This is a genomic window from Falsiruegeria litorea R37 (genome assembly GCF_900172225.1).
Classification (GTDB): Bacteria; Pseudomonadota; Alphaproteobacteria; order Rhodobacterales; family Rhodobacteraceae; genus Falsiruegeria; species Falsiruegeria litorea.
The window spans coordinates 2,525,482-2,546,992 of the sequence record NZ_FWFO01000001.1 but is presented as its reverse complement, the minus strand read 5'-3'; the positions used below and the strand labels follow the sequence as shown (position 1 = coordinate 2,546,992).

General features: G+C 61.0%; 16 protein-coding genes. 12 read left to right on the top strand and 4 right to left on the bottom strand.

The genetic code is table 11. The features are described from left to right. The 3 genes from TRL7639_RS12400 to TRL7639_RS12390 all read left to right on the top strand — a co-directional run bounded on the left by TRL7639_RS12400 (position 1) and on the right by TRL7639_RS12390 (position 4,149). A complete protein-coding gene (locus TRL7639_RS12400) occupies positions 1-3,018 on the top strand; it encodes a sarcosine oxidase subunit alpha family protein (protein WP_085795955.1) in 3,018 nt (1,005 codons plus the stop codon). After that, positions 3,011-3,577, top strand: a complete 567-nt coding sequence (locus tag TRL7639_RS12395; protein WP_085795954.1) for a sarcosine oxidase subunit gamma — start codon at positions 3,011-3,013, stop codon at positions 3,575-3,577. Before TRL7639_RS12400 ends, TRL7639_RS12395 begins: the two co-directional genes overlap by 8 nt. 119 nt (positions 3,578-3,696) lie before the next feature. Then, positions 3,697-4,149 carry a hypothetical protein gene (locus TRL7639_RS12390; RefSeq protein WP_133057651.1) on the top strand — a complete coding sequence of 151 codons (453 nt, stop codon included), beginning with the start codon at positions 3,697-3,699 and terminating at the stop codon, positions 4,147-4,149. Between the two features lie 24 nt (positions 4,150-4,173). Here TRL7639_RS12390 and TRL7639_RS12385 read toward each other — a convergent pair whose 3' ends face one another. After that, positions 4,174-4,935: an FkbM family methyltransferase gene (locus TRL7639_RS12385; protein WP_085795952.1), complete on the bottom strand. Its 762-nt coding sequence runs from the start codon at positions 4,933-4,935 to the stop codon at positions 4,174-4,176. Between the two features lie 106 nt (positions 4,936-5,041). On the opposite strand from TRL7639_RS12385, the gene TRL7639_RS12380 reads away from it, so the two are divergent. Genes TRL7639_RS12380 through rarD form a run of 4 tightly spaced genes read left to right on the top strand, consistent with a single transcriptional unit; the run spans position 5,042 to position 8,366 of the window. Then, positions 5,042-5,641 (top strand): superoxide dismutase, encoded by a 600-nt coding sequence (locus TRL7639_RS12380; RefSeq protein ID WP_085795951.1) that lies wholly within the window; start codon positions 5,042-5,044, stop codon positions 5,639-5,641. 6 nt (positions 5,642-5,647) lie between these two features. Continuing rightward, complete coding sequence (locus TRL7639_RS12375; RefSeq protein ID WP_085795950.1) at positions 5,648-6,526, top strand: metallophosphoesterase; 879 nt, start codon at positions 5,648-5,650, stop codon at positions 6,524-6,526. Between the two features lie 59 nt (positions 6,527-6,585). Continuing rightward, positions 6,586-7,356 (top strand): enoyl-CoA hydratase-related protein, encoded by a 771-nt coding sequence (locus TRL7639_RS12370; RefSeq protein ID WP_085795949.1) that lies wholly within the window; start codon positions 6,586-6,588, stop codon positions 7,354-7,356. A gap of 59 nt (positions 7,357-7,415) precedes the next feature. Further along, entirely contained in the window at positions 7,416-8,366 is a 951-nt protein-coding gene (gene rarD / locus TRL7639_RS12365; RefSeq protein ID WP_085795948.1) for an EamA family transporter RarD, read from the top strand. Here rarD and TRL7639_RS12360 read toward each other — a convergent pair. Then, on the bottom strand, positions 8,273-8,824 hold the full coding sequence (locus TRL7639_RS12360) for an LOG family protein (RefSeq protein WP_085795947.1): 552 nt from the start codon (positions 8,822-8,824) through the stop codon (positions 8,273-8,275). The two genes, rarD and TRL7639_RS12360, sit on opposite strands and share 94 nt — an antisense overlap. 132 nt (positions 8,825-8,956) lie before the next feature. Here TRL7639_RS12360 and TRL7639_RS12355 point away from each other — a divergent pair, with 132 nt between their 5' ends. The 3 genes from TRL7639_RS12355 to TRL7639_RS12345 all read left to right on the top strand — a co-directional run bounded on the left by TRL7639_RS12355 (position 8,957) and on the right by TRL7639_RS12345 (position 14,153). Further along, the gene (locus TRL7639_RS12355; RefSeq protein WP_110647124.1) at positions 8,957-10,633 is read left to right on the top strand and encodes a LysM peptidoglycan-binding domain-containing protein; all 1,677 of its coding nucleotides are present in this window, start codon (positions 8,957-8,959) and stop codon (positions 10,631-10,633) included. A 69-nt stretch (positions 10,634-10,702) separates the two neighbouring features. After that, positions 10,703-12,526 carry an ABCB family ABC transporter ATP-binding protein/permease gene (locus TRL7639_RS12350; RefSeq protein WP_085795945.1) on the top strand — a complete coding sequence of 608 codons (1,824 nt, stop codon included), beginning with the start codon at positions 10,703-10,705 and terminating at the stop codon, positions 12,524-12,526. Between the two features lie 70 nt (positions 12,527-12,596). Further along, complete coding sequence (locus tag TRL7639_RS12345) at positions 12,597-14,153, top strand: phospholipase D family protein (RefSeq protein WP_085795944.1); 1,557 nt, start codon at positions 12,597-12,599, stop codon at positions 14,151-14,153. Positions 14,154-14,204: 51 nt separating this feature from the next. Here TRL7639_RS12345 and TRL7639_RS12340 read toward each other — a convergent pair whose 3' ends face one another. Both TRL7639_RS12340 and TRL7639_RS12335 read right to left on the bottom strand, forming a co-directional pair. Then, positions 14,205-17,981 (bottom strand): efflux RND transporter permease subunit, encoded by a 3,777-nt coding sequence (locus TRL7639_RS12340; RefSeq protein ID WP_085795943.1) that lies wholly within the window; start codon positions 17,979-17,981, stop codon positions 14,205-14,207. Further along, positions 17,978-19,225 (bottom strand): efflux RND transporter periplasmic adaptor subunit, encoded by a 1,248-nt coding sequence (locus tag TRL7639_RS12335; protein WP_085795942.1) that lies wholly within the window; start codon positions 19,223-19,225, stop codon positions 17,978-17,980. Before TRL7639_RS12335 ends, TRL7639_RS12340 begins: the two co-directional genes overlap by 4 nt. Before the next feature lie 226 nt (positions 19,226-19,451). Here TRL7639_RS12335 and TRL7639_RS12330 point away from each other — a divergent pair, with 226 nt between their 5' ends. Further along, on the top strand, positions 19,452-20,123 hold the full coding sequence (locus tag TRL7639_RS12330; RefSeq protein ID WP_085795941.1) for a tetratricopeptide repeat protein: 672 nt from the start codon (positions 19,452-19,454) through the stop codon (positions 20,121-20,123). 59 nt (positions 20,124-20,182) lie between these two features. After that, positions 20,183-21,505, top strand: coding sequence for a PQQ-like beta-propeller repeat protein (locus TRL7639_RS12325; RefSeq protein WP_085795940.1), 1,323 nt, complete (start codon positions 20,183-20,185; stop codon positions 21,503-21,505). The last annotated feature ends 6 nt before the right edge of the window (positions 21,506-21,511 follow it).

Below are 21,511 nucleotides of genomic sequence, written 5' to 3'. Positions count from 1 at the left end.
ATGAGCACCCGTCTCGCAAAACAAGGCCGTCTGATTGACCGGTCGAAACAGATCACTTTCAAGTTCAACGGCACCACCATGCGTGGGTTCGAGGGCGACACGCTGGCCTCGGCCCTGATGGCCAACGACCAGATGATGATGGGTCGGTCGTTCAAATACCACCGCCCGCGTGGCGTGGTCGCCAGCGGCGCCGAAGAACCCAACGCTCTGGTTGGATTGGGTGAGGGGGCACGGTTCGAGCCGAACCAGCGCGCCACCACCACCGAGCTGTTCGAGGGGCTGACATCGGCCTCGCAGAACCACTGGCCGAACCTGGAGTTTGACGTGGGCGCGGTGAACACCGCCCTGGCGCGGTTCCTGCCTGCCGGGTTCTACTACAAGATGTTCATCCACCCACAGCCGTTCTGGAAGCACGTGTACGAGCCGATCATTCGCCGCTCGGCCGGTCTGGGCAAGGCACCGGACAAAGAAACCAAGGACGCCGACACCTACGAGCATTTCTATGCCTTTGCGGATGTTATGGTTGTGGGCGGCGGTGTTGCCGGTCTGCAGGCAGCCAAGGCAGCGGCGCAATCGGGTGCCAAGGTTCTGCTGGTCGAGCAAACCAGCCATTGGGGCGGTCGTGGGCCGGTTGATGGCGGCACCATTGATGGCCTGACGCCTGACGCTTGGGTCGAACAGACCCTGGCCGAGCTGCAGGCGATGGACAACGTCACCCTGCGCAGCCGCACCATGGGTTCGGGCGTTTATGACCACGGCTATGCTCTGGCGTATGAGCGCCTGACCGATCACACACCCGGCGCACCGGGGCCGCGTCACCGCCTGTGGCGCATCCGTGCCAAGCAGATCGTCACCGCAACTGGGGCCATCGAGCGTCCGCTGTCGTTTGCGGGCAACGATGTTCCCGGTGTCATGCTGGCCTCGGCCATGCGCGATTATGTGGTGAACTGGGGCGTGACCCCCGGTCAGCGCGTGATCGTGGCGACCAACAACGACGACGCCTATCGCACCGCGATTTCGCTGAAAAAGGCCGGTGTTGACGTGCTGCGCGTGATCGACGCGCGCACCTCGGGCGGCGGAGCTTTGGCGGATGAGGCGCGGGCCCTTGGCATTCGTGTTGATCCGGGCAAAGCAATCGCCAAGGTCAAAGGCGGCAAGCGGGTCAAGAAGGTTGCGATCTGCAATCAGGACGGTATCGGTGGCGCGCGCGAAGAAGTGGCCTGCGATGCGGTCGCCATGTCGGGCGGTTGGTCGCCTGTTGTGCACCTGTGGTCGCACTGCGGCGGCAAGCTGATCTGGGACGACGCGCAGGCGCATTTCCGCCCCGATCCCGCACGTCCGCCTCTGGGTGCGGACGGCAATGGGTTCGTGGTTCCCGCAGGCGCGGCCAACGGTCCGGTTGCCTTGGGTGAGGTTCTTGCAGATGCGCAGACAGCGGGTGAAGCGGCAGCGAACGCAGCTGGCTTTACGCCCAAGACCGCGGATGCGCCCAAAGGCGAGTCCGAGGTGGAGTTGCCTCTGGAACCCGTTTGGCTGATGCCCGCCAACGCCGACACGCCGCTGCGCATGAAGGCCTGGTTGGACTTCCAGAACGACGTCAAGGTCTCGGACGTGCAGTTGGCTGCGCGCGAGGGGTATGAAAGCGTTGAGCACACCAAGCGCTACACCACTTTGGGCATGGCGACTGATCAAGGTAAGTTGAGCAATATCAACGGTCTGGCAACGCTTGCGAAAGCACTGGGTGAGGATATTCCTCAGGTCGGCACCACCACGTTCCGCCCGCCGTACACCCCGATCTCGATGGGGGCCATCGGTGGCGAGGCGCGGGGCGAGGTGTTCCAGCCGATCCGCAAGACGCCGATCCATGAGTGGAACGACGCCAACGGCGCAGACTGGGAACCCGTCGGCCACTGGCGCCGTCCCTATGCCTATGTCCGTCCGGGCGAAGGTGTGCACGATGCGGTCAACCGCGAGGTCAAGAACGCGCGGGAAAACCTTGGGCTGCTCGATGCCTCGACCCTGGGCAAGATCATCGTCAAGGGCCCGGATGCGGGCAAATTCCTGGACATGATGTACACCAACATGATGTCGAACCTGAAGCCGGGCAAATGCCGCTATGGGTTGATGTGTTCCGAAAACGGGTTCCTCATCGACGACGGTGTTGTGGCCCGTATCGATGACGACACGTGGCTGTGCCACACCACCACCGGCGGGGCCGAGCGGATCCATGGTCACATGGAAGAATGGCTGCAGACCGAATGGTGGGACTGGAACGTCTATGTCGCCAACGTGACCGAGCAATACGCTCAGATCGCGGTTGTCGGCCCCAACGCCCGCAAGGTTCTGGAAAAGCTGGGTGGCATGGATGTCAGCGACGCGGCGATCCCCTTCATGGGGTGGGCTGATGGCAAGATCGGTGGGTTTGACTGCCGCATGTTCCGTATCTCGTTTTCGGGTGAACTGTCCTGCGAGATCGCGGTTCCGGCAAGTCAGGGTCTGGCCTTTTGGGAGGCGCTGCTGGAGGCTGGCAAGGAATTCGGCGTGATGCCATACGGCACCGAAGCGCTGCACATCCTGCGGGCCGAGAAGGGCTTTATCATGATCGGGGACGAGACCGACGGGACCATCATCCCGCAGGACTTGGGTCTGAACTGGGCGATCTCGAAGAAGAAAGAGGACTTCCTGGGCAAGCGCGCACAACAGCGCAGCCACATGACCGACCGCAACCGCTGGAAGTTGGTCGGCCTGGAAACCGTCGATGGTTCGGTCCTGCCGGATGGGGCTTATGCAGCGGGCGAGGGCGTCAATGCCAACGGCCAGCGCAACGTGATCGGGCGGGTGACCTCGACCTATTACTCGGCCAACCTGGATCGTGGCATCGCCATGGGTCTGGTGTTGCACGGCCCCGACCGCATGGGCGAGGTGATCGAGTTCCCGGGAACCGACGGCAAGATCTACAAAGCAAAAATCGTGGACCCCGTGTTCTATGACAAGGAAGGGAAGAAGCAGAATGTCTGATCCCGTAAGCGCACTGAACCATGTCTCGTATGTGGGCATCGCCCGCGTCGAGGAAACCGGTCTGCAAGGCATGATCACCCTGCGCGGTGATCTGTCTTCGGCCTCCTTGGGCAAGGCTATAAAAGCCGCCACCGGTCAGGACGTCCCGGACGTCCGCCGCGTGGCCGTGGATGGCGACAGCGGCGCCTGCTGGATGTCGCCCGATGAGCTGTTGCTGCTTGTTCCTTACGCCGAGGTCGAGGCCAAGCTGGCTGCTTTGAACGAGGCGCTCAAGGGCGAGCATGCTCTGGCGGTCAACGTCTCGGACGCGCGCGCTGTGTTCAAGGTCTCGGACGGCCCCGCACGCGAAGTCATGGCCAAGCTGGCACCGGTCGACCTGTCGCCCGGTGCGTTCGAACCCGGCGAAATCCGCCGCACCCGCCTGGCCCAGGTGGCCGGTGCGATCTGGATGGAAGAAGACGGCGCATTCCGCGTCATCTGCTTCCGTTCGACCGCGGATTACGTGTTCAAGCTGCTGAGCGTTGCGGCGCAGCCGGGCAGTGAGGTTGGGGTGTTCTAAGAAAACACCTTATGGTTGCGAATCTAATTGGCGTCACTTACACAGCTCACTGGATACAGTGGGCTGTTTTTTATTGAGAAGTGCGCCGCTGTCACAATATTTCTGTTTGGAGTGGCCACTTGATTTCACCTCGTATCACGCTTGCAATAGTTGTATCGACACTGTTTTTGGTACCCGTGCAAACTTTAGCCGATTCCGCCAACATTTATTTGTGCGATACGGACTTTTCAAAGAGCCATTCCAAGGGGTTCAGGCCGGACGATGTCGCGTTTCAGATCATCGACGGAGCGAAAAAGGGCCGCGCCGTCGACCCCCTCAACTATCACTATGGAAAGATCGCAAAGGCCAAGCAGACCTTTGCCGAGGATGGAAGTGTGACGTTGGCGTGGCGGATGCAGGTCCCGACCACTGAAGGCTTCCAAATGGGTGGGAATATGAAAGTCGTGTTCGATCCTGCCACGATGACCGGAACGATCCGCTCGCATATTCCCTCCCGATTGGTCGATGGTGGGACAGTGATCGGCAATCTATCCTGCAAGAAAGTCAAAGGATTGCCGCAGAAGAAATCTTGAAGCTCTTTCAGGAAAACCTGGTTTTCAATCTTTGAATATATAGCTGCGGAAGCCGGAAAGCGCTTGGGGTGTGGCCCAATGTTCGGAGGTCACCGGTTCACCGGTTTCGTCTGTGCAACTGCCATAGAAGGACAGCGATGACATGAGTTGCCGGGTCCGCTCGGTCCGTGTATCTTCATCCAGATATGGCGCATGGGTCGACAGATACAGGGCAGGGCGGTGCTCTTTCAGCCAGGGCAATAGCGACGGCAGAACGCCGTATTCCGCGCCCTCGATGTCCATCTTGACCAATGAGACTTTCGACAGGTCATTGGCCCCTGCGAACTGATCCCAGCTGATGGTCAGCGCGTCCGTGCCGTGGGTGCCGTCATTCAAGAGTGATGAAGTGGAATCGCCCGCCTCGCCATGCATTGACGCCATGCGGGTCACGCCAAAACTGTCCGACAGCGCCACGCCAAAGGCCGAGACATTGCGGATGTCGTTCAGTTCCAGGTTCCACAGCAGATGCCGCAACGCCACCGGGTCGGGCTCGAAACACATCACCCGGCGCGCCTTGCGGGCGCCATACAGAACTGTGGGGCCGATCCATGCGCCGATGTCCAGATAGTCGCGGTCCATGGACAGATGCTCATCCAGGATTTTAAAGGTCTCGGGCTCCCAGGTGCCAGCCGAGGCTTTGCGCCAGAATTTCGAATGATAGGGGTCCAGACGGAAGGGTTCGCCGTTCAGGTTACCCGCGTAATACCCACGCGCGCGATAGACCATTTTGCGCAGCTTTGTCAGCATTGCCCTGCCTCCCTGTCGTTGTTTTCGCCTCTCGGCCCTTGACCTGCGCGCGTGGTCAAAGCATGTAACCTTGGGAACCGCAACATTTATTATACAGGGGGCCACCATGGCTTTTGAACTTCCTGATCTTCCTTACGCACACGACGCTCTGGCTGCCAAGGGCATGTCGGCGGAAACTCTGGAATATCACCACGACCTGCACCACAACGCCTATGTCACCAACGGCAACGCGGCGATTGCGGGCACCGAGTGGGACGGCAAGTCGCTGGAAGAGATCATCGTAGGCACCTATGACGCCAACGCTGTTGCGCAAAACGGCATCTTCAACAACATCAGCCAGCTGTGGAACCACAACCAGTTCTGGGAAATGATGGGCCCGGGCGAAAGCGCGATGCCGGGCGAGCTGGAAAAGGCTCTGGTCGAGAACTTTGGCTCGGTCGACGAGTTCAAGTCGCAGTTCGCGGCCGCCGGTGCCGGTCAGTTCGGTTCGGGCTGGTGCTGGCTGGTCAAGAACGCCGACGGTTCGCTGGCCGTGACCAAGACCGAAAACGGCGTGAACCCGCTGTGCTTCAACCAGACCGCTCTGCTGGGCTGTGACGTGTGGGAGCACTCCTACTACATCGACTTCCGCAACAAGCGTCCGGTTTACCTGTCGAACTTCCTCGACAATCTGGTGAACTGGGAAAACGTTGCCTCGCGAATGTAATCGCGAATGACGCGAAGAGGTTTTCTTCGGGGCCTGCTGGCGGTGACGCTGGCAGGCTTTTTTGCTGCCCTCTACGGGTTCTTCATCGAACCGGCGCTACGGCTGCGGGTCAGACGGTGGCGGATTAGGCGAGCGGACTGGACGGCCCGACCGCTCAAGATCGTTGTGCTTTCCGATCTCCACGTGGGCGAGCCTTTTGTCGGCCTCAAGCGCATTCGTCAAATTGTCAAACGTGTCAATGCTTTGGACGCTGATCTGGTGTTGCTGCTGGGGGACTATGCCGCCGGGCATAAGTTTATCACCGAACCTGTCAAGATTGCAGACGTCGCCCCCATTCTGGCCGAATGCCGCGCGCGCCACGGGGTTTATGCGGTGTTGGGCAATCACGACTGGTGGGACGATCTCGAAGCTCAACGGCGCGGAGGAGGGCCAAACCTCTATGCGCAAGCGCTAGAGGCACAGGGCATTCGCGTGCTGTCGAACCATTCCACTTGGCTCGAAGGGCCGGGCATCTGGTTGGCCGGTCTCGAGGATCAGATAGCCATCCGGCGCAATGGTCGATGGGCCGGGCTGGATGATCTGCCGGGCACCATGGCCCAGATCACCGATGATGCTCCCGTGGTTTTGATGGCGCATGAGCCCGATATCTTTACCCGCGTGCCAGATCAGGTGGCACTGACCTTATCGGGCCACACCCATGGCGGACAGGTGCGCCTGTTCGGCTGGTCCCCGGTCGTGCCGTCGCGGTTCGGTAACCGGTTTGCCTATGGCCATGTACACGAGAAGGGGCGCGATCTAGTGGTCTCGGGCGGTATTGGCTGTTCGATCCTGCCGGTGCGGTTTGGTGTGGTACCGGAAATCACCGTGGTAGAGATCTCGAGCTGAGGTTTTGGGCTGTCAACTTGAGACCGCACAGGGCATTGTTGCGATCAGAGGAGACAATCATGAACCAAATGACTGCCGAGCCGCTGGTGACCCAAGCCCTGGATCAGGGCGTTTTGACAGTGTCTTTGGGCCGCGCGCCTGCGCATCCACTGTCACGTGAGATGATCGCGGCGTTGCACGGCGTCATTGTGCAGGCGGGACAGGCAGACGACGTCAGGGTGATCGTGATCCATGGATCGGGGCGGATATTCTGTGCCGGCCACGACCTGAAAGAGATCGCCCGTCACCGCGCAGACGCAGACGAGGGGCGGGAATACGTCGAGGATCTGTTTCAGGCCTGCTCTGAAATGATGATCGACATCACACACAGTCCCAAACCAACGATTGCCATGGTCGAAGGGATTGCCACGGCGGCCGGTCTGCAGATGGTGGCGGCCTGTGATCTGGCTTATGCCTCGGTTGATGCCACATTCTGTCTGCCGGGCGTTCAGAACGGCGGATTCTGCACCACGCCTGCGGTCGCTGTCTCTCGCGCTATCGGGCGCAAGGCGGTGATGGAGATGGCCCTGACCGGCGCCGTCTATGACGCCGATTGGGCCTTGGTCAACGGGTTGATCAACCGGGTTCTGGCAGCCGATCAATTGCCTAAGCACGTTCATGACCTTGCTACGACACTGGCCACCCGTGTGCCGGGGACGGTCAGCAAGGGCAAGCAGACACTGCGCCAGCATCTCGATCTGCCGTTGCGCGAGGCTTACGACATGGCCACACCGGTCATGGTCGAACACTTTATGGACCCGGACCGCCGCAAATACGACTGGCAAGCCTGAGCCCTCTTGCCATTACCCTAGTCCCCGGTCACACCTGCGGATGAAAGAGGGGATTGCGGATGAGCCAGACATTGAGCGGCGTTTTGGCCATGGTCACCTCTTGCGTGGTTTGGGGGCTGTCGCCGATTTATTACAAGCTGCTTGATCACGTGCCCCCGGCCGAGTTGCTGTCGCATCGCACCCTATGGGCCGTGGTTTTCTTTGCAGTGCTGCTGCTCTTGCAGGGCCGGATGGGCGAGTTGCGCCAAGCCTTGCGCGGTCGCAAACAGGTGCTGCTCTTGTTCGTCGCCTCGCTCATGGTGGCGACGAACTGGTTCTGCTTCATCCTGTCCATCCAGATCGGCAAGACGACCGAGGCCTCGTTGGGATACTACATCTTTCCGTTGATGGCGGTGCTGATCGCGCGATTCTGGTTTGCCGAACAACTGGCCATGGGGCAGTGGCTGGCGGTGGCCTTGGCGACATTGGCGGTGGTGATCCTGACTTGGGGGCTGGGTGTGGCGCCTTGGATCGCATTGTTCATCTCGACCACGTTTGCGCTCTATGGGGCGATCAAAAAGGGGCTGGCTTTGGGGCCGGTGATCTCGGTCACCGCCGAAATTCTGCTGGTGCTGCCGCTGTGGCTGATGGTGATGGGCTGGTTTCACCTGCAGGGGCAGGGAAGCTTTGGCACGGACCTGACCACCAGCCTATTGTTGATGGTGTCCGGCCCTCTGACCGCCGTTCCGCTGATCCTGTTCAGCTATGCCGCGCGTCGGGTGGCGCTGTCGACTCTGGGCGTGCTGCAATACATCAACCCGACGCTGCAATTCATGTGCGCTGTGGTGGTCTTTGCCGAGCCGTTTTCACAATGGCACGCCATCGCATTTCCGCTGATCTGGGTGGCACTTGCAGTGTTCTCGGTCTCGGCCTTGCGTCAGGACAGGGCCGCGCGCAGGGCGGCCATGGTGGTTTCGGGGGTTTCAACCCACGTCACGAAGTCACCCAAGGATGCGTCTGCAAAGCCCTGATCCATGGTTTGATCCATCAGATCACGCAGCTTGTCCCAATAGCCATCGACATTCATCACCAGAATGGGTTTGTCATGCAGACCCAACTGGCGCCAGGTCAGCGCCTCGAAAAACTCGTCCAGAGAGCCGGGGCCGCCGGGCAGCACAACCACCGCATCGGCGTTCATGATCATCACCTTCTTGCGCTCGTGCATCGTCTCGGTCACGACAAAGCTGGTGAGGTCGGTCTTGCTCACCTCGCGGTTCAAAAGATGGGTGGGGATGACGCCAAACGTGTCACCACCTGCGGCTTGGGCTGCGCGCGCAACGGCCCCCATCAGCCCCACGTCGCCCGCGCCATAGACCAACCGCCAGCCTTCCTCTGCCAGCATCGTGCCAAAGCTCTCAGCTGCGTCTTCATACGCAGGCATTGCTCCAAAGCGCGATCCGCAATACACACAGACGGATTTGACAGTCATGGGCAAGCCTTTCAGGTGGAATGAAACACATGTTTTGCCCCCTGATAGCGGGATTGCATGGCTGGCTCAACTGCGCGGTTACCGGTTTGGGGTGGGGCCCAGATCAGACGCCGCGGATGGGGAAGGAAGAACATGGCAGCGAGTGCCGGAGCTGGCGGGCTGAGCGCCTTTGGATGGGTCGTAGTGGCAGGCGGTGTGGCCGTCGCCGGGGCGGCAGGTCTATATTTTTCAGGGGTTTTGACACCAGAACCAGAGGTCGAGCAGATTGCTGTGGCCGAACCCAAGCCCGTGCCTGAGCCGACCAAACCCGCTGAACCGGCCCAGACTGAGGCCGAAGCGCCCGTAGCTGAGCAGGTCGCAGACCCCGAACCGTCACAACCGGCGACCGAGACGGTCGAGGTCAAGCCCGAGCCACAAGCAGCCGAACCCGAATCCGAGCCGGTTGCAGAGAGCAATGAGCCACAGGAAGAGGCTGCGCCTGCCACAGAAGAGACGGTCAAAGCCCTGCCGGACGTTGCACCAGAGCCACAGGCGGCGCCAGAGCCCGCCGCGCCCGCCTTGGCCGCTCCGGCGCTGGACACCATCCGCATCGAACCGGACGGCAGCGCCGTTCTGGCCGGCAAGGCCGCGCCCGGCAGCACTCTGTCTGTGCGTTTGGATGGGCAAGAAATCGAACACGCCCAAGTCGACCGCAGCGGGGCTTTTGCCCTGTTCCTGACCCTGCCGTTCAGCGACGCACCGCGCGGCCTGAGCCTGGTGGCGGAGCTTGATGGGCAGACCGCTCAATCGGATGACTACCTGTTGGCGGCGCTGCCCAAACCGCGGCCCGTCCAGGTGGCCGAGGCAGAGATCCAAGCGGACCCCGAGCCGCAGCAAGAGAGTGCAGAGACCACGTCTGAGACCCCTCAGCCAGACGCAGTTGCCGAAGTCACAAAACAGGATACCTCGGCAGAGGTGGAGGCAGAACCCAAGGCCGAAGAAGCGCAGATTGCCAACACGCAAGAAGCGCAGCCCGAGCAAGTGACCGAAGCGGAGCCTGCGGTGGAAGATACCGCACCTCAGCCGATCCAAGACGTTGAGCAGGCGGAAAACACGGCTGAACCATCTGAGGAAACGGTCGAAGAAGCTGCTCAGGAAACCACGACCCCAGTCGCGACCAGTGAACCTACGGATGAGGCCGAAGCGGAGCCTGAAACTTATGAAACCGCGTCAGGGGCCGACGAAACGGCCGACGAAACGGTTGACGACGCGCCGCGCGCGGTTGCGATCCTGAAATCGGATGAGGCGGGCGTCGAACTCGTTCAGGCACCGACATCTGCGGAACCCGCAGCCACGGCACAAATCGCATTGGATACCATCGGGTATTCCGACGCGGGCGACGTGCAATTGACCGGCCGTGCCACACAGGGCACATTGGTACGGGTGTATCTGGACAACCTCGCGGTCTCGGACGTGATCACCGACACCGAAGGGCGTTGGCGCGGAGAGCTTGATGACGTGAGCCCGGGCATCTACACCCTGCGCGTGGATGAGCTTGGTCCCGGTGACGTGGTTCTTAGCCGTCTGGAAACCCCGTTCAAACGCGAAGCGCCCGAAGTTTTGGCACCTAAAGAGCCAGCATCCGGTGCTGCGCCTGAGACGGTGGCCATCCGTGCTGTGACCGTGCAAAAGGGCGATACCCTTTGGGCCATCTCGCGCGAGCGCTATGGTGACGGGGTGCTCTACGTCAAGGTGTTCGAGGCCAACCGAGATGCGATCCGCAACCCGGATCTGATTTATCCCGGTCAGGTGTTCAATATCCCCGAATAGCCCCGAACGGCATTGCATTCAGGCCCCATTGGGCCATCATGTCCGATGTGACCAAGAAAAAGGCAGGCCATGCGACGCAGTGCGCCAACCCATTCTGACGACAGTGTAACTGACGCCGAGCGCAGCTCGGGGTGGCGCACCTTGCGCAAGGTGGCGCCCTATTTGTGGCCTGATGACGAGGCTTGGGTGAAACGGCGGGTCGTGTTGGCCTTGGTGATGCTGGTTTGTGCCAAGATCATCGCTGTTTACACGCCGATCCTGTACAAGGGCGCGGTGGACGGCCTTGCCGGGGAAGGGGTGCCGCCGCTGGCTCTGGGGGCCGTCGGGCTGACCGTAGCTTATGGCGTGGCGCGAATGATGACCGTGGGCTTTCAACAGCTGCGCGATGCGATCTTTGCGCCCGTTGGTCAACGGGCTTTGCGGGCGCTTGCGCTGGAAACTTTCCGCCACATCCACCGCCTCTCGATGCGCTATCACATCACGCGCAAGACCGGGGGCCTCAGCCGGATCATCGAGCGTGGCGTCAAGGGTGTCGAATTCCTGTTGCGGTTCATGCTCTTTTCCATCGGGCCGCTGATCCTGGAATTGTTGATGATCGCGGTAATCTTGCTGTGGCTGTTTGACGTCTGGTATCTGGTGATCGTGGCCGTCACCATCGCACTCTATATCTGGTTCACCTTTGCCGTCACCGAATGGCGGGTAAAGCTGCGCCGCGAGATGAACGATCAGGACACGGACGCCAACCAAAAGGCGATCGACAGCCTGCTGAATTTCGAAACGGTCAAGTATTTTGGCGCCGAAGAGCGCGAAGCGCAGCGCTATGATGTGTCGATGCGGGCCTATGCGCGCGCCGCGCTCAAGACGTCTTATTCGCTGGCTTTTCTGAATTTTGGTCAGTCTCTGCTGATCACCGCCGGTCTTGTGGGCGTCATGGTTCTGGCTGCTGTTGGGGTGCAAGGTGGCAGCCTGACGGTGGGCGATTTCGTCATGGTCAATGCCTATATGATCCAGATCACCGTGCCGTTGAATTTCCTGGGCACTGTTTATCGCGAAATCCGGCAATCGCTGGTGGATATGGGCGAGATGTTCGACCTGCTGGAACAACCCTCGGAAGTGTCCGACAAACCCGGTGCCAAGCCGTTGCAGGTAAATGGGGGCGAGATCACGTTGGAGGATGTGCGCTTTGGCTATGATCCCGAGCGCGAGATCCTGAAAGGCGTATCGCTGACCGTACCTGCGGGCAAGACGGTGGCCATCGTGGGGTCTACCGGGTCCGGTAAATCCACCATCGGGCGGCTGCTTTTTCGGTTCTATGATGTGACCGGTGGCGCATTGAAAGTCGACGGGCAAGATGTGCGCGACGTGACGCTCCGCAGCCTGCATGAGGTCATCGGCGTGGTGCCGCAGGATACCGTGCTGTTCAATGACACCATCCGCTACAACATCGGTTACGGGCGCGAAAATGCAACCCAGGATGAGATCGAGGCCGCGGCCCGCGCCGCGCAGATCCACGACTTCATCGAAGGTCTGCCCGAAGGTTATGACACCAAGGTCGGCGAACGCGGGCTCAAGCTGTCGGGTGGGGAGAAACAGCGTGTGGGCATCGCGCGCACCTTGCTCAAGAACCCGCCGATCCTGCTCTTGGACGAGGCGACCAGCGCGCTGGATACCGAAACGGAACAAGACATCAAGGAGGCACTGGCCCGGGCGGGCGAGGGGCGTTCGGTCATCACCATTGCGCACCGGCTGAGCACGATTGCCGAGGCTGACGTCATTGTTGTTTTGGACAAGGGTGAGATTGCCGAGCAAGGCACTCATGACGAGCTGCTTGATCGTAAAGGGCGCTATGCGCAGCTGTGGAACCGGCAACAGGCAGACGCCGACGCGGCCTGAGGTCTGTTGCACCAACGCACATTGCGCGGCTAGTTTGAACCGGATTGCATCTTGCAGCCCGGAGTCTTGAATGCTGAAAATCCTGCGATTTCTGATTTTTGCGACGCTTGTTTACATCGTCGCCAGCTTTGGCTTTCAATGGTTGTTTTCGGTGCCCCATGATCCGGATCGCGCGAATTCCACCGCTTTGCCTGCCAGTACGGACACCACTTTGGGTGGGGTTGTGCTGCCATTGATGGATCAGAACCCTGGCATTTCGGGCGTGGCGGGGTTGCAGGATGGCGCGGCAGCCTTTGCCGCGCGGCTCTTGCTGATTGATGCCGCCGAGCAGAGCCTCGATGTGCGGTATTATATCTGGCAAAAGGACATCACTGGTCTGCTGCTGCTGGATGCGGTGCAGCGCGCGGCAGAGCGCGGCGTGCGGGTGCGGCTGCTGCTCGATGACAACGGGACGCCCGATCTGGATCCGGAACTGGCCGAGATGGACGCGCATGAAAACATCGAGGTGCGTCTGTTCAACCCCTTCATGCTGCGCAGCCCGCGCATGGTGTCATACGTGCTGGATTTCGGTCGCATCAACCGTCGGATGCACAACAAGAGCCTGACCGTGGATGGGGTGGCAACCGTTGTGGGCGGGCGCAATGTGGGGGACATCTATTTCTCGCGCAGCGAAGGGGTGAACTATTTCGACATGGATGTGGTGGCCATCGGGGACGCGGCGGCGGATGTGTCTTCGGACTTCGATCTGTATTGGGCCAGCCCCTCGGCGGTTCCGGTTTCGGATGTATTGACGCCCAGACCCGCGGGGGGCGGCCTGCTGGCGGCCTCGGTCGCGCAGGTCAAAGCGCGGCCCGGCGGTGCGGCTTATGCCGACAGCGTCCGTGCCTCGCACCTGATGGAGGAACTGCTCGACGATGCGCGCGGCTTTGACTGGGTGCCGATGCAGATGGTCAGCGACAGCCCGGTCAAAGGGCAGGGGGCGGCGCAGGACGACGACCTGATGATGACGCGACTGATCAAGCTGCTGCCAAGGCCAGAGGTCGAAGTCAGCGTGATCTCGGCCTATTTTGTGCCCGGCAACCGATTTACCGAGGTGCTGACCACCTGGGCGAGTGATGGGATCCGGGTGCGCACCCTGACCAACGCGCAAGAGGCCACTGATGTGCTGCCGGTGCATTCGGGCTATGTGCCCTATCGCGACCGTTTGATCGACGGCGGGGTCGAGGTGTACGAGCTGAAATCAGATCAGGTCAAACCGGACCTGTTGGAGCAATTCGGGCTGGTCGGTTCATCGAACACCAGCCTGCATGCCAAGACGTTTGAAATCGACGGCAGGCTGATCTTTGTGGGCTCGTTCAACTTTGACCCCCGTTCGGCGCGGCTGAACACGGAAATGGGGTTCCTGATCGACAGCGCGGATCTGGCGGGGGGGATGGCGCGTGGTCTGGATCGACAACTGCCAGAGCGTGCCTATCTGGTCGAGCGGGGTGCCAGTGGAGACCTGCACTGGATCGAGACGGACCAAACGGGAGCCGAGCGCGTCTACCCCCGCGAACCAAAAACCACCGCGCTGAGCCGCGCGGTGGTGTGGATCATGGGGCTGTTGCCCATTCAGTGGATGCTTTGAGCGTTTCGATTGCAAGGTAATTGCGAGACCTCACTTGTCGAAACGCTGCAATCACTCGGCTGCCCGCAAGGGCCCCCCAATTTTGGGCAGGTCTTCTTCGGCCTCGGGCTTGGACTTTGACACCGGCGCATCTTCCCAGATGATCTCGGTCGCTTGCAGCTTCTTCGCCGACTTGTTCAGGCGCATGTCGCGGGCGATCCGGCTGGAGCGGCCACGGGTGGCGCGGGCCAGCATGCGGAAGAACCAGACCGCATAGGTCGTGAACCAGACCCGCAACGCCAGGAACGAGGGCGTCACGATCAGTGTCAGAACCGTTGCAATGCCCAGACCAAAGACCACCGCTGTTGCCAGCTGTTTCCACCACAGCGCCGTGGGGCTGTCGATGGAATAGCCGCCACCGATGAAATCCAAGGACAGGCCGAACATCATCGGTGTCAGACCGGCCATCGTAGTGATGGTGGTCAGCAGAACCGGACGGATACGCGCCTCGGCGGTGCGGATGATCGCCTCGATCCGGGGCATATAGCGGCTGTATTCCTGATAGGTGTCGATCAGAACGATGTTGTTGTTCACCACGATCCCCGCCAGAGCCACGATGCCGGTGCCGGTCATGATGATCGAGAAGGGTTGTTGCATCACCATCATCCCGATCAGAACACCTGTGGTCGACAGGATCACCGCCAGCAGAACCAGGACCGAGTTGTAGAAGCTGTTGAACTGCGCCAGCAGGATCACGAACATCAGCCCGAGCGCGGCAAGGAAGGCGCTGGACAGGAAGGCCTGACTTTCGGCCTGTTCTTCCTGATCCCCGGTCCATTCCCATTCCAGCCCCGCGGGCAGGGGGTTGGCCTCCAGCCACTCGGTCAGCACGCCGATGCGTTCATTGGGGTTGATCGGCACAAACTGCGCACCGTCGTCGATGGCGGTGGTCAATGCGTCGAGGTCTGCATCGTTCAGGAAGGTCACGACATCGAATTCTGCCCCCGCGGCATTGGTGACAGCAGGGCCTTGAGCTGATGCGCCCTCGGGCACTGCACGCAGGACCGCAAGGCGGTTCTTGCTGTCATCGTCAGCGGTCTGTTCCAGGCTGATCAGCCCAGGTTCTACGTCCGATTTTACGTCAAAGTACCGTTTCTGATCGACACGTTTGATCTCCGACAGTTTCGCCACCGGCTTGCGGGTGATGAAGTTTGCCAGCGGCACCAGACCGTCCGGCGTGCGCACCCGCAGCGTGTCGAGCGTCGACAGAACCCGGTCGCTGTCGGGCAGGCGGACGCGGATCTCGATCTCTTCGTCGCTGTCGTTGGGGCGCATTTCACCCAGCAGGATGCCGCGTGTCACCAGCTGCACCATCGCGCCCACGGTTGCCACGTCTGCGCCATAGCGGCCCGCTTTGGCCACATCGACCGAGATTTCCCAGTCGATGCCGGGCAGGGGCAGCGTGTCTTCGATCTTGATCAGGCCGGGGACCGTGTCGAAATGGGCGCGCGCCTCAGCCGTGCTTGTGACCAGTTGCTCCCAATCGTCGCCTTTGACGCGCAGGTGGATCGGCTTGGCCGAGCCAGGGCCCTGTTCCAGCGCCGCAACCTCGGCCACGATGCCAGGTAGTTTGGCAAGCTCGACGTTGATCTCGTCAATCACCGTGTTGCCGTCATATTCGGTCGCTGTCACCTCGCGGGTCAGCAACCCATAGAACCACGTCTCGGTCTCGGTGGGGCGGTTTTCCCATGGGATCATCTCGAACTGGACCTGACCAACGGTGTCGGCAGGCGACTGTCCGCCGCCCGGCCCGCCGGTGTCCAACCCACCTTCGCCCGCGAAGGAGAAGACGTTGATCACGGCGGGGTGGGCCGCGATAACCTCTTCGACCTGGCGGACCATCTCGTCTTTTTCTGTCAGCGACAGGTTGCCCCGCGCGCGGACATAGGTGGTGGCCTGTTCGGGCTCGTTTTCAACAAAGAACTCGACCCCGCGCGAATTGGCCGGGAAGAGGATGGCGACCACATAAAACACAGCGCCAAAGACGGCGGCGATCGACACGATCGGCATGATCGGGTTGCCGACAAGGAATTTCACCAAATGGCCGAACGGAGTGTGCCCTGCCTGAGTGCGGACCTCGCGGGTTTCGAATGTGATCTTGGCCGCGCTGAGTGTGATCGATGCGGCAAACGCGGACAGAACAAAAAACAACGCGCCTGCAATTGTCCCCCCAGGCAAGAAATAGTCGGGGTTCAGCATCTGCATCGCGCCCAGGAACATCCCGTACAAAGCCGGGGGCACCAGGATGGCGCGCACAAACCAGGGCGTGCGGGCCCGCAGCCAGTTCGACGCAGTGGTAAAGGTCCGGCTGATACGGCCCGAGACACCGCCCACAACGGGCAGATAAACCAAAGCAACCACCAGCGAGGCCGAAAGAACAAAAATCAGCGTCACGGGCAACATGCCCATGAACTCACCCGGAACGCCTGGCCAGAACAGCATCGGAAGAAAGGCGCAGAGCGTTGTGGCCGTGGACGAAATCACCGGCCAGAACATGCGTTTGGCGGCCTCGACATAGGCGTGCATCGGACCAATGCCGTCCTTGATGCGCTTGTCGGCGTATTCCACCACAACAATCGCGCCATCGACCAGCATCCCCACCGCAAGGATCAGACCGAACATCACGATGTTCGAGATGCTGACCCCCATGAGCGCGAGAAAGGCAAAACACAGCAGGAACGAGGTCGGGATGGCAAAACCCACCAGCAACGCGGCGCGGCTGCCAAGGCTGGCCAGAACCACGATCATCACCAGTGCCACAGCCGTCAGAACCGAGCCCTCAAGCTGGCTCACCATCGAGCCGACAACGCGGCTCTGGTCGTTCGAGGTGTCAACCTGGATCGCGGTTTTCAGCTCTTCGGGCCATTCTGACCGGGACTGGGCCAGAACCTCTTTGACCTGCTCAACAGTGTCGATCAGGTTGTAGCCCTTACGCTTGACCACTTGCAACGCGACGGTGGATTCCCCATCAAAACGCGCGGTGCCTGCGCGGTCTTCAAAAGTATAGTTGATCTGGGCCAGCTCGCCCAAGGTGACAACCCGGTCGCCGTTGACCTTGACCGGCAGGTCGAACACGTCTTCGGCGGTCTTGAACGACGAGGGGATTTTGACCGAGAAAGTGCCCTGTTCGCTTTCAACTTCACCAGCCGCAATCAGCTGGTTGTTGTTGTTTACCACATTGATCAGCTCGGCTGCGGTGACGTTGTACGCCTCAAGTCGGAGCGGGTCGATGACGACCTCGAGCATCTCGTCGCGGTTGCCTGCGATCCCGGCCTCGAGCACGGAATCCAGCGCTTCGATGTCGTCCTGCAGCTCTTTGGCGATGCGCGCCATGGTGCGTTCAGGCACCGCGCCCGTCAGGCTGATGATGACGATCGGGAATTCCGAGAAGTTGATCTCGGTGATCGTGTATTGCTCGGCGCCATCGGGAAAGTTGGCCTGCGCGGTGTTCATCGCGTCGCGCACATCTGCAATGGTGGCGGACTTGTCCCAGCCGAACTCGAACTCCAGCAGGACACCGGCATAGTTTTCGGCAGCGGTGGCGGTGATCTTGTCCAGACCATCCAGATCCACCATTTCCGTTTCCATCGGCTTGATCAGCAGGTTTTCACTGTCTTCCGCCGAGATGCCCGGAAACTGGGTCGAGACGAAGAGCATCGGGATGTCGATGTCCGGCTCACCCTCTTTGGGCAGGTTCACATAGGAATAGCCCCCGATCACCAGCGAAATGATGATGAAGGCTATGACCATCCGCGCCCGGGACGCGGCCCAGTCGACGATGCCGGTCATTGCGCGGCCTCCCGATAGGTGGGCTCAACACGGACGCCTTGGGTCACGAATTCTTGTCCCACGACAATCACGTCGGCCTGTTCACCCAGACCGCTGACCCAAACGCCGTCGGCGTGGTCCTTGATCAACGATACGGCGGTGAACTGCACGATGTTGCCCGCACCAACCACGCGCACCCCCAATTGCCCATCGTTGTTCAGCGTCAGCGAAGACTGCGGCAGCAGGTGCGCCAGCGTTCCGTCCGAAGCGATGCCGATGGTGGCGGTTTGGCCGTCGCGGATCAGCAACTCGTCGTTGGGAACAGTGATTTCGACCTCAAAAGTACGGGTGGTTGGATCTGCCGAACGGCTGAGGAAGGTGACACGGCCCTGAACCTCGAGCCCTGTGGCCAGACGGGCGCCGGCGGGGGTGCCCACGGTCACGCGGTTCACCTCGGTTTCCGGCACAAAGCCCACCACCTTGATCGGGTTCAGCTGGATGACAGTTGCGCACAGGGTGCCGGGCTGCATCAGGCTGCCGATCTCGGCGGTATCGCTTTCCAGCAGGCCACGGAAGGGGGCCGTGATCGACAGGCGCGCAATCTCACGCTCGGCGGCTGCCACAGCGGCGGTGGCAGCTTCGATCCCGGCTTTGGTGGCTTCAAGCCCCGATTTCGCGCTTTCGATCCCGGCCGCTGCCGAGCTTACAGCGGCCTCGGTCGCCACGCGACGGGTTTCCGAAGCATAGCCGCCTTCGGACAGTTTCTGCGCCGCGTTGTTGTTGATCTCAGCTTCAAGCAGGCGAGCCTTGGCTTCTTCCAGGCGGGCTTCGGCCTCGGGCACACGGCTTTCCGCCTCAAGCTTGCGGGCGTTCATTTCGGCCAGCACGGCGTCACGGGTGCCGGTGTCCAACTGGCACAGCAGATCGCCCGCTTCGACAAAGGCCCCTTTGCGCTTGGGCTCGGAAACCACGACGGCAGATGTTTCGGCGCGCACCTCGACCTGGCGTATGGCGCGGGTCTGGCCGCGCAGGACCACGGCGCTGTCGATCTGACGCGCCACGGATTTCAGCGCGACCACGCCAACGGCGCTTTCGCTGGCCTGCGCTACGGCTTCGCCTGCTTCTTCGGCCGCCTCTGGTGCAGCGGCCTCTTGCGCTTGGGCCGCATCGCCCTTGGCAAATGCGAGCAGTTTCTCGCGCTCAAACACAGCCAGATATAGACCGGCTGTTACCAGAATTGCGGTGATGAAAGGGATCAATCGCATGTCGCGCCTTCCTGAAAGTCCTTGGTTCTGTCCCACGCGCCGCTGTCGACACTTGGCCACCACATGGGGTCTCGGTTTCGTGATGTCTACACTAAACCGAACAGTTCAGATCACTTTTTTTAACTTTAGCACAGTTGTGGCAGGCAAATGACGCATTTCCGACACTTGGCTTGATGCGAGGGGCAAGGTAAGAGGGGCGTCAACAACATGCACCAAGGGGGCAGGGATGAGCGATACCGACAGTTTCATTGACGAGGTGACCGAAGAAGTTCGTCGCGACCGGATGTATCATCTTTTGCGTCGCTATGGCTGGATCGCAGCCGTGGTCGTTGTCGGTGTCGTTGGTGGGGCTGCCTTCAATGAAATCCGCAAATCGCAGGCCACAACGAATGCGCAGGAACTTGGTGACAACATCATTGCCGCTCTGGGTGTGAATGATGCTGCCTCCCGCGCCACCAACTTGGCTGCTATCGAGGCGGCTTCGCCAGGTGGTCAGGCGGTTGTGGACATGCTGACCGCTGCTGCAGAGGCCAATTCCGATCAGGTCGCTGCTGCGGTCGAGGGGTTGAACAAGGTGGCCACCAATGGCGAGCTGCCCGAGATCTATCGCCACATCGCGAGCTTCAAGGCGTTGACGTTGCAGACCGAAACGTTGCCGGTGGCCGATCGACGCCAGCAGTTCAGCGCGCTTGCCGCGCCCGGCGCCCCGCTGCGTCTGTTGGCCGAAGAGCAGTTGGCCCTGATCGATGTGTCCGAAGGGGACGCGCAGGCGGCCATTGACCGGTTGCAGTCGATCTTGCAGGATTCCGAGGCCACCGCGGACTTGCAACAACGCGCAAGCCAGTTGATTGTGGCATTGGGCGCAACGCCCGAGCCCCTGCCGGGGCAGCAAGGCTGAGCCGGGCCCCCTGAGAACCCGGGCGAAACAGGAATGATACAGGACGACAGGCCAGAGCGATGATTGCAAAGTTTTCCGTTTCCCGTGCCGGAGCCGCATTTTTGGGCGGCTCCCTGCTGCTCTTGACGGCCTGTGCCGAGCCCGAAGTCATCCTGCCTGGCGAGCGCGAGGATATTCGCGGCGCAGATGCAGCGGCCGAGGTGGTGAACAAATCCAAGCCCATCAGCCTGCCGAAACAGGTCAGCAACACTTCGTGGGCGCAAAACTATGGCACTCCGGCTTTCCGCACCAACAATGCGGCGATGCGCGCGGCGCCGCAGTTGATCTGGTCGACACCGATTGGTGCAGGCGATGAACGTCGCCGCCGGATCACAGCCGATCCTGTCGTTGCGGGCGGGTTGATCTATACGCTGGATTCCGGCGCAACAGTAACCGGTGTCGCGCCCAACGGTGGTGTGGTCTGGTCCACCGACCTCGTCCCCTCGGGAGAGGATTCGGGACAGGCAACAGGCGGTGGCATGGCTTATGACGGGGGCGTGCTCTACGTTTCGTCAGGATTCGGTCGCCTCACCGCACTCGACGCCAAAACGGGTGCTGTCCGCTGGCGTCAGAAACTGAATGCAACCGGCAGCGGCACGCCTACGATCCGTGATGGCCTGCTTTACCTGGTGGCAGGGGATGAAACCGCCTGGGCCATCAACACCAAGGATGGCCGTATCGCATGGCAACTGAGCGGCACGCCAAGCGTCGGCAACGTTTTGGGTGCACCGTCACCTGCGTTGACCCGCGATTTGGTGATTTTCGCTTTTGGGTCGGGTGACATCATTGCGTCCTTCCGCAAAGGCGGGGTCCGGCGCTGGTTTGCCTCGGTTACCGGTGAACGCAAAGGTCGCGCCGCGTCGCGTATTGGCGACGTGACCGGCAGCCCGGTGATTTCCGGCAGCACGCTTTATGCGGGCAACCACTCGGGGCGTACGGTGGCCTTCGATTCCGAATCCGGCGAACGTAAATGGACCGCAGCAGAAGGGGCCGTTGGTCCGGTCTGGCCTGCTGGCGACAGTGTGTTCCTGGTCAGTGACCGCAGCCAATTGATGCGATTGAGTGCATCCGACGGTTCGGTCATCTGGGCGCGTGATCTGCCGGGATTCGTCAAGGACAAGCCACGCAAACGCGGTGCCGTCTTTGCCCATTATGGCCCGATCCTGGCGGGGGGACGTATTGTTTTGGCCTCAAATGATGGTTACCTGCGGCTTTATAATCCCACGGATGGCGCGCTGTTGGGGCAGGTTCCGGTGCCCGGTGGGGCCACCACAGGACCCGTTGTTGCAGGCAACACGCTCTATGTTGTGGGTGCCAAAGGTCAATTGCACGCTTTCCGTTGACGCCAA

Coding starts and splice junctions, on each gene's coding strand:
- TRL7639_RS12350 (WP_085795945.1), top strand. CDS start 10,703: ATGCGACGCAGTGCGCCAACCCATTCTGACGACAGTGTAACTGACGCC.
- TRL7639_RS12400 (WP_085795955.1), top strand. CDS start 1: ATGAGCACCCGTCTCGCAAAACAAGGCCGTCTGATTGACCGGTCGAAA.
- TRL7639_RS12325 (WP_085795940.1), top strand. CDS start 20,183: ATGATTGCAAAGTTTTCCGTTTCCCGTGCCGGAGCCGCATTTTTGGGC.
- TRL7639_RS12345 (WP_085795944.1), top strand. CDS start 12,597: ATGCTGAAAATCCTGCGATTTCTGATTTTTGCGACGCTTGTTTACATC.
- TRL7639_RS12380 (WP_085795951.1), top strand. CDS start 5,042: ATGGCTTTTGAACTTCCTGATCTTCCTTACGCACACGACGCTCTGGCT.
- TRL7639_RS12395 (WP_085795954.1), top strand. CDS start 3,011: ATGTCTGATCCCGTAAGCGCACTGAACCATGTCTCGTATGTGGGCATC.
- TRL7639_RS12355 (WP_110647124.1), top strand. CDS start 8,957: ATGGCAGCGAGTGCCGGAGCTGGCGGGCTGAGCGCCTTTGGATGGGTC.
- TRL7639_RS12385 (WP_085795952.1), bottom strand. CDS start 4,935: ATGCTGACAAAGCTGCGCAAAATGGTCTATCGCGCGCGTGGGTATTAC.
- TRL7639_RS12330 (WP_085795941.1), top strand. CDS start 19,452: ATGAGCGATACCGACAGTTTCATTGACGAGGTGACCGAAGAAGTTCGT.
- TRL7639_RS12335 (WP_085795942.1), bottom strand. CDS start 19,225: ATGCGATTGATCCCTTTCATCACCGCAATTCTGGTAACAGCCGGTCTA.
- TRL7639_RS12360 (WP_085795947.1), bottom strand. CDS start 8,824: ATGACTGTCAAATCCGTCTGTGTGTATTGCGGATCGCGCTTTGGAGCA.
- rarD (WP_085795948.1), top strand. CDS start 7,416: ATGAGCCAGACATTGAGCGGCGTTTTGGCCATGGTCACCTCTTGCGTG.
- TRL7639_RS12370 (WP_085795949.1), top strand. CDS start 6,586: ATGAACCAAATGACTGCCGAGCCGCTGGTGACCCAAGCCCTGGATCAG.
- TRL7639_RS12375 (WP_085795950.1), top strand. CDS start 5,648: ATGACGCGAAGAGGTTTTCTTCGGGGCCTGCTGGCGGTGACGCTGGCA.
- TRL7639_RS12340 (WP_085795943.1), bottom strand. CDS start 17,981: ATGACCGGCATCGTCGACTGGGCCGCGTCCCGGGCGCGGATGGTCATA.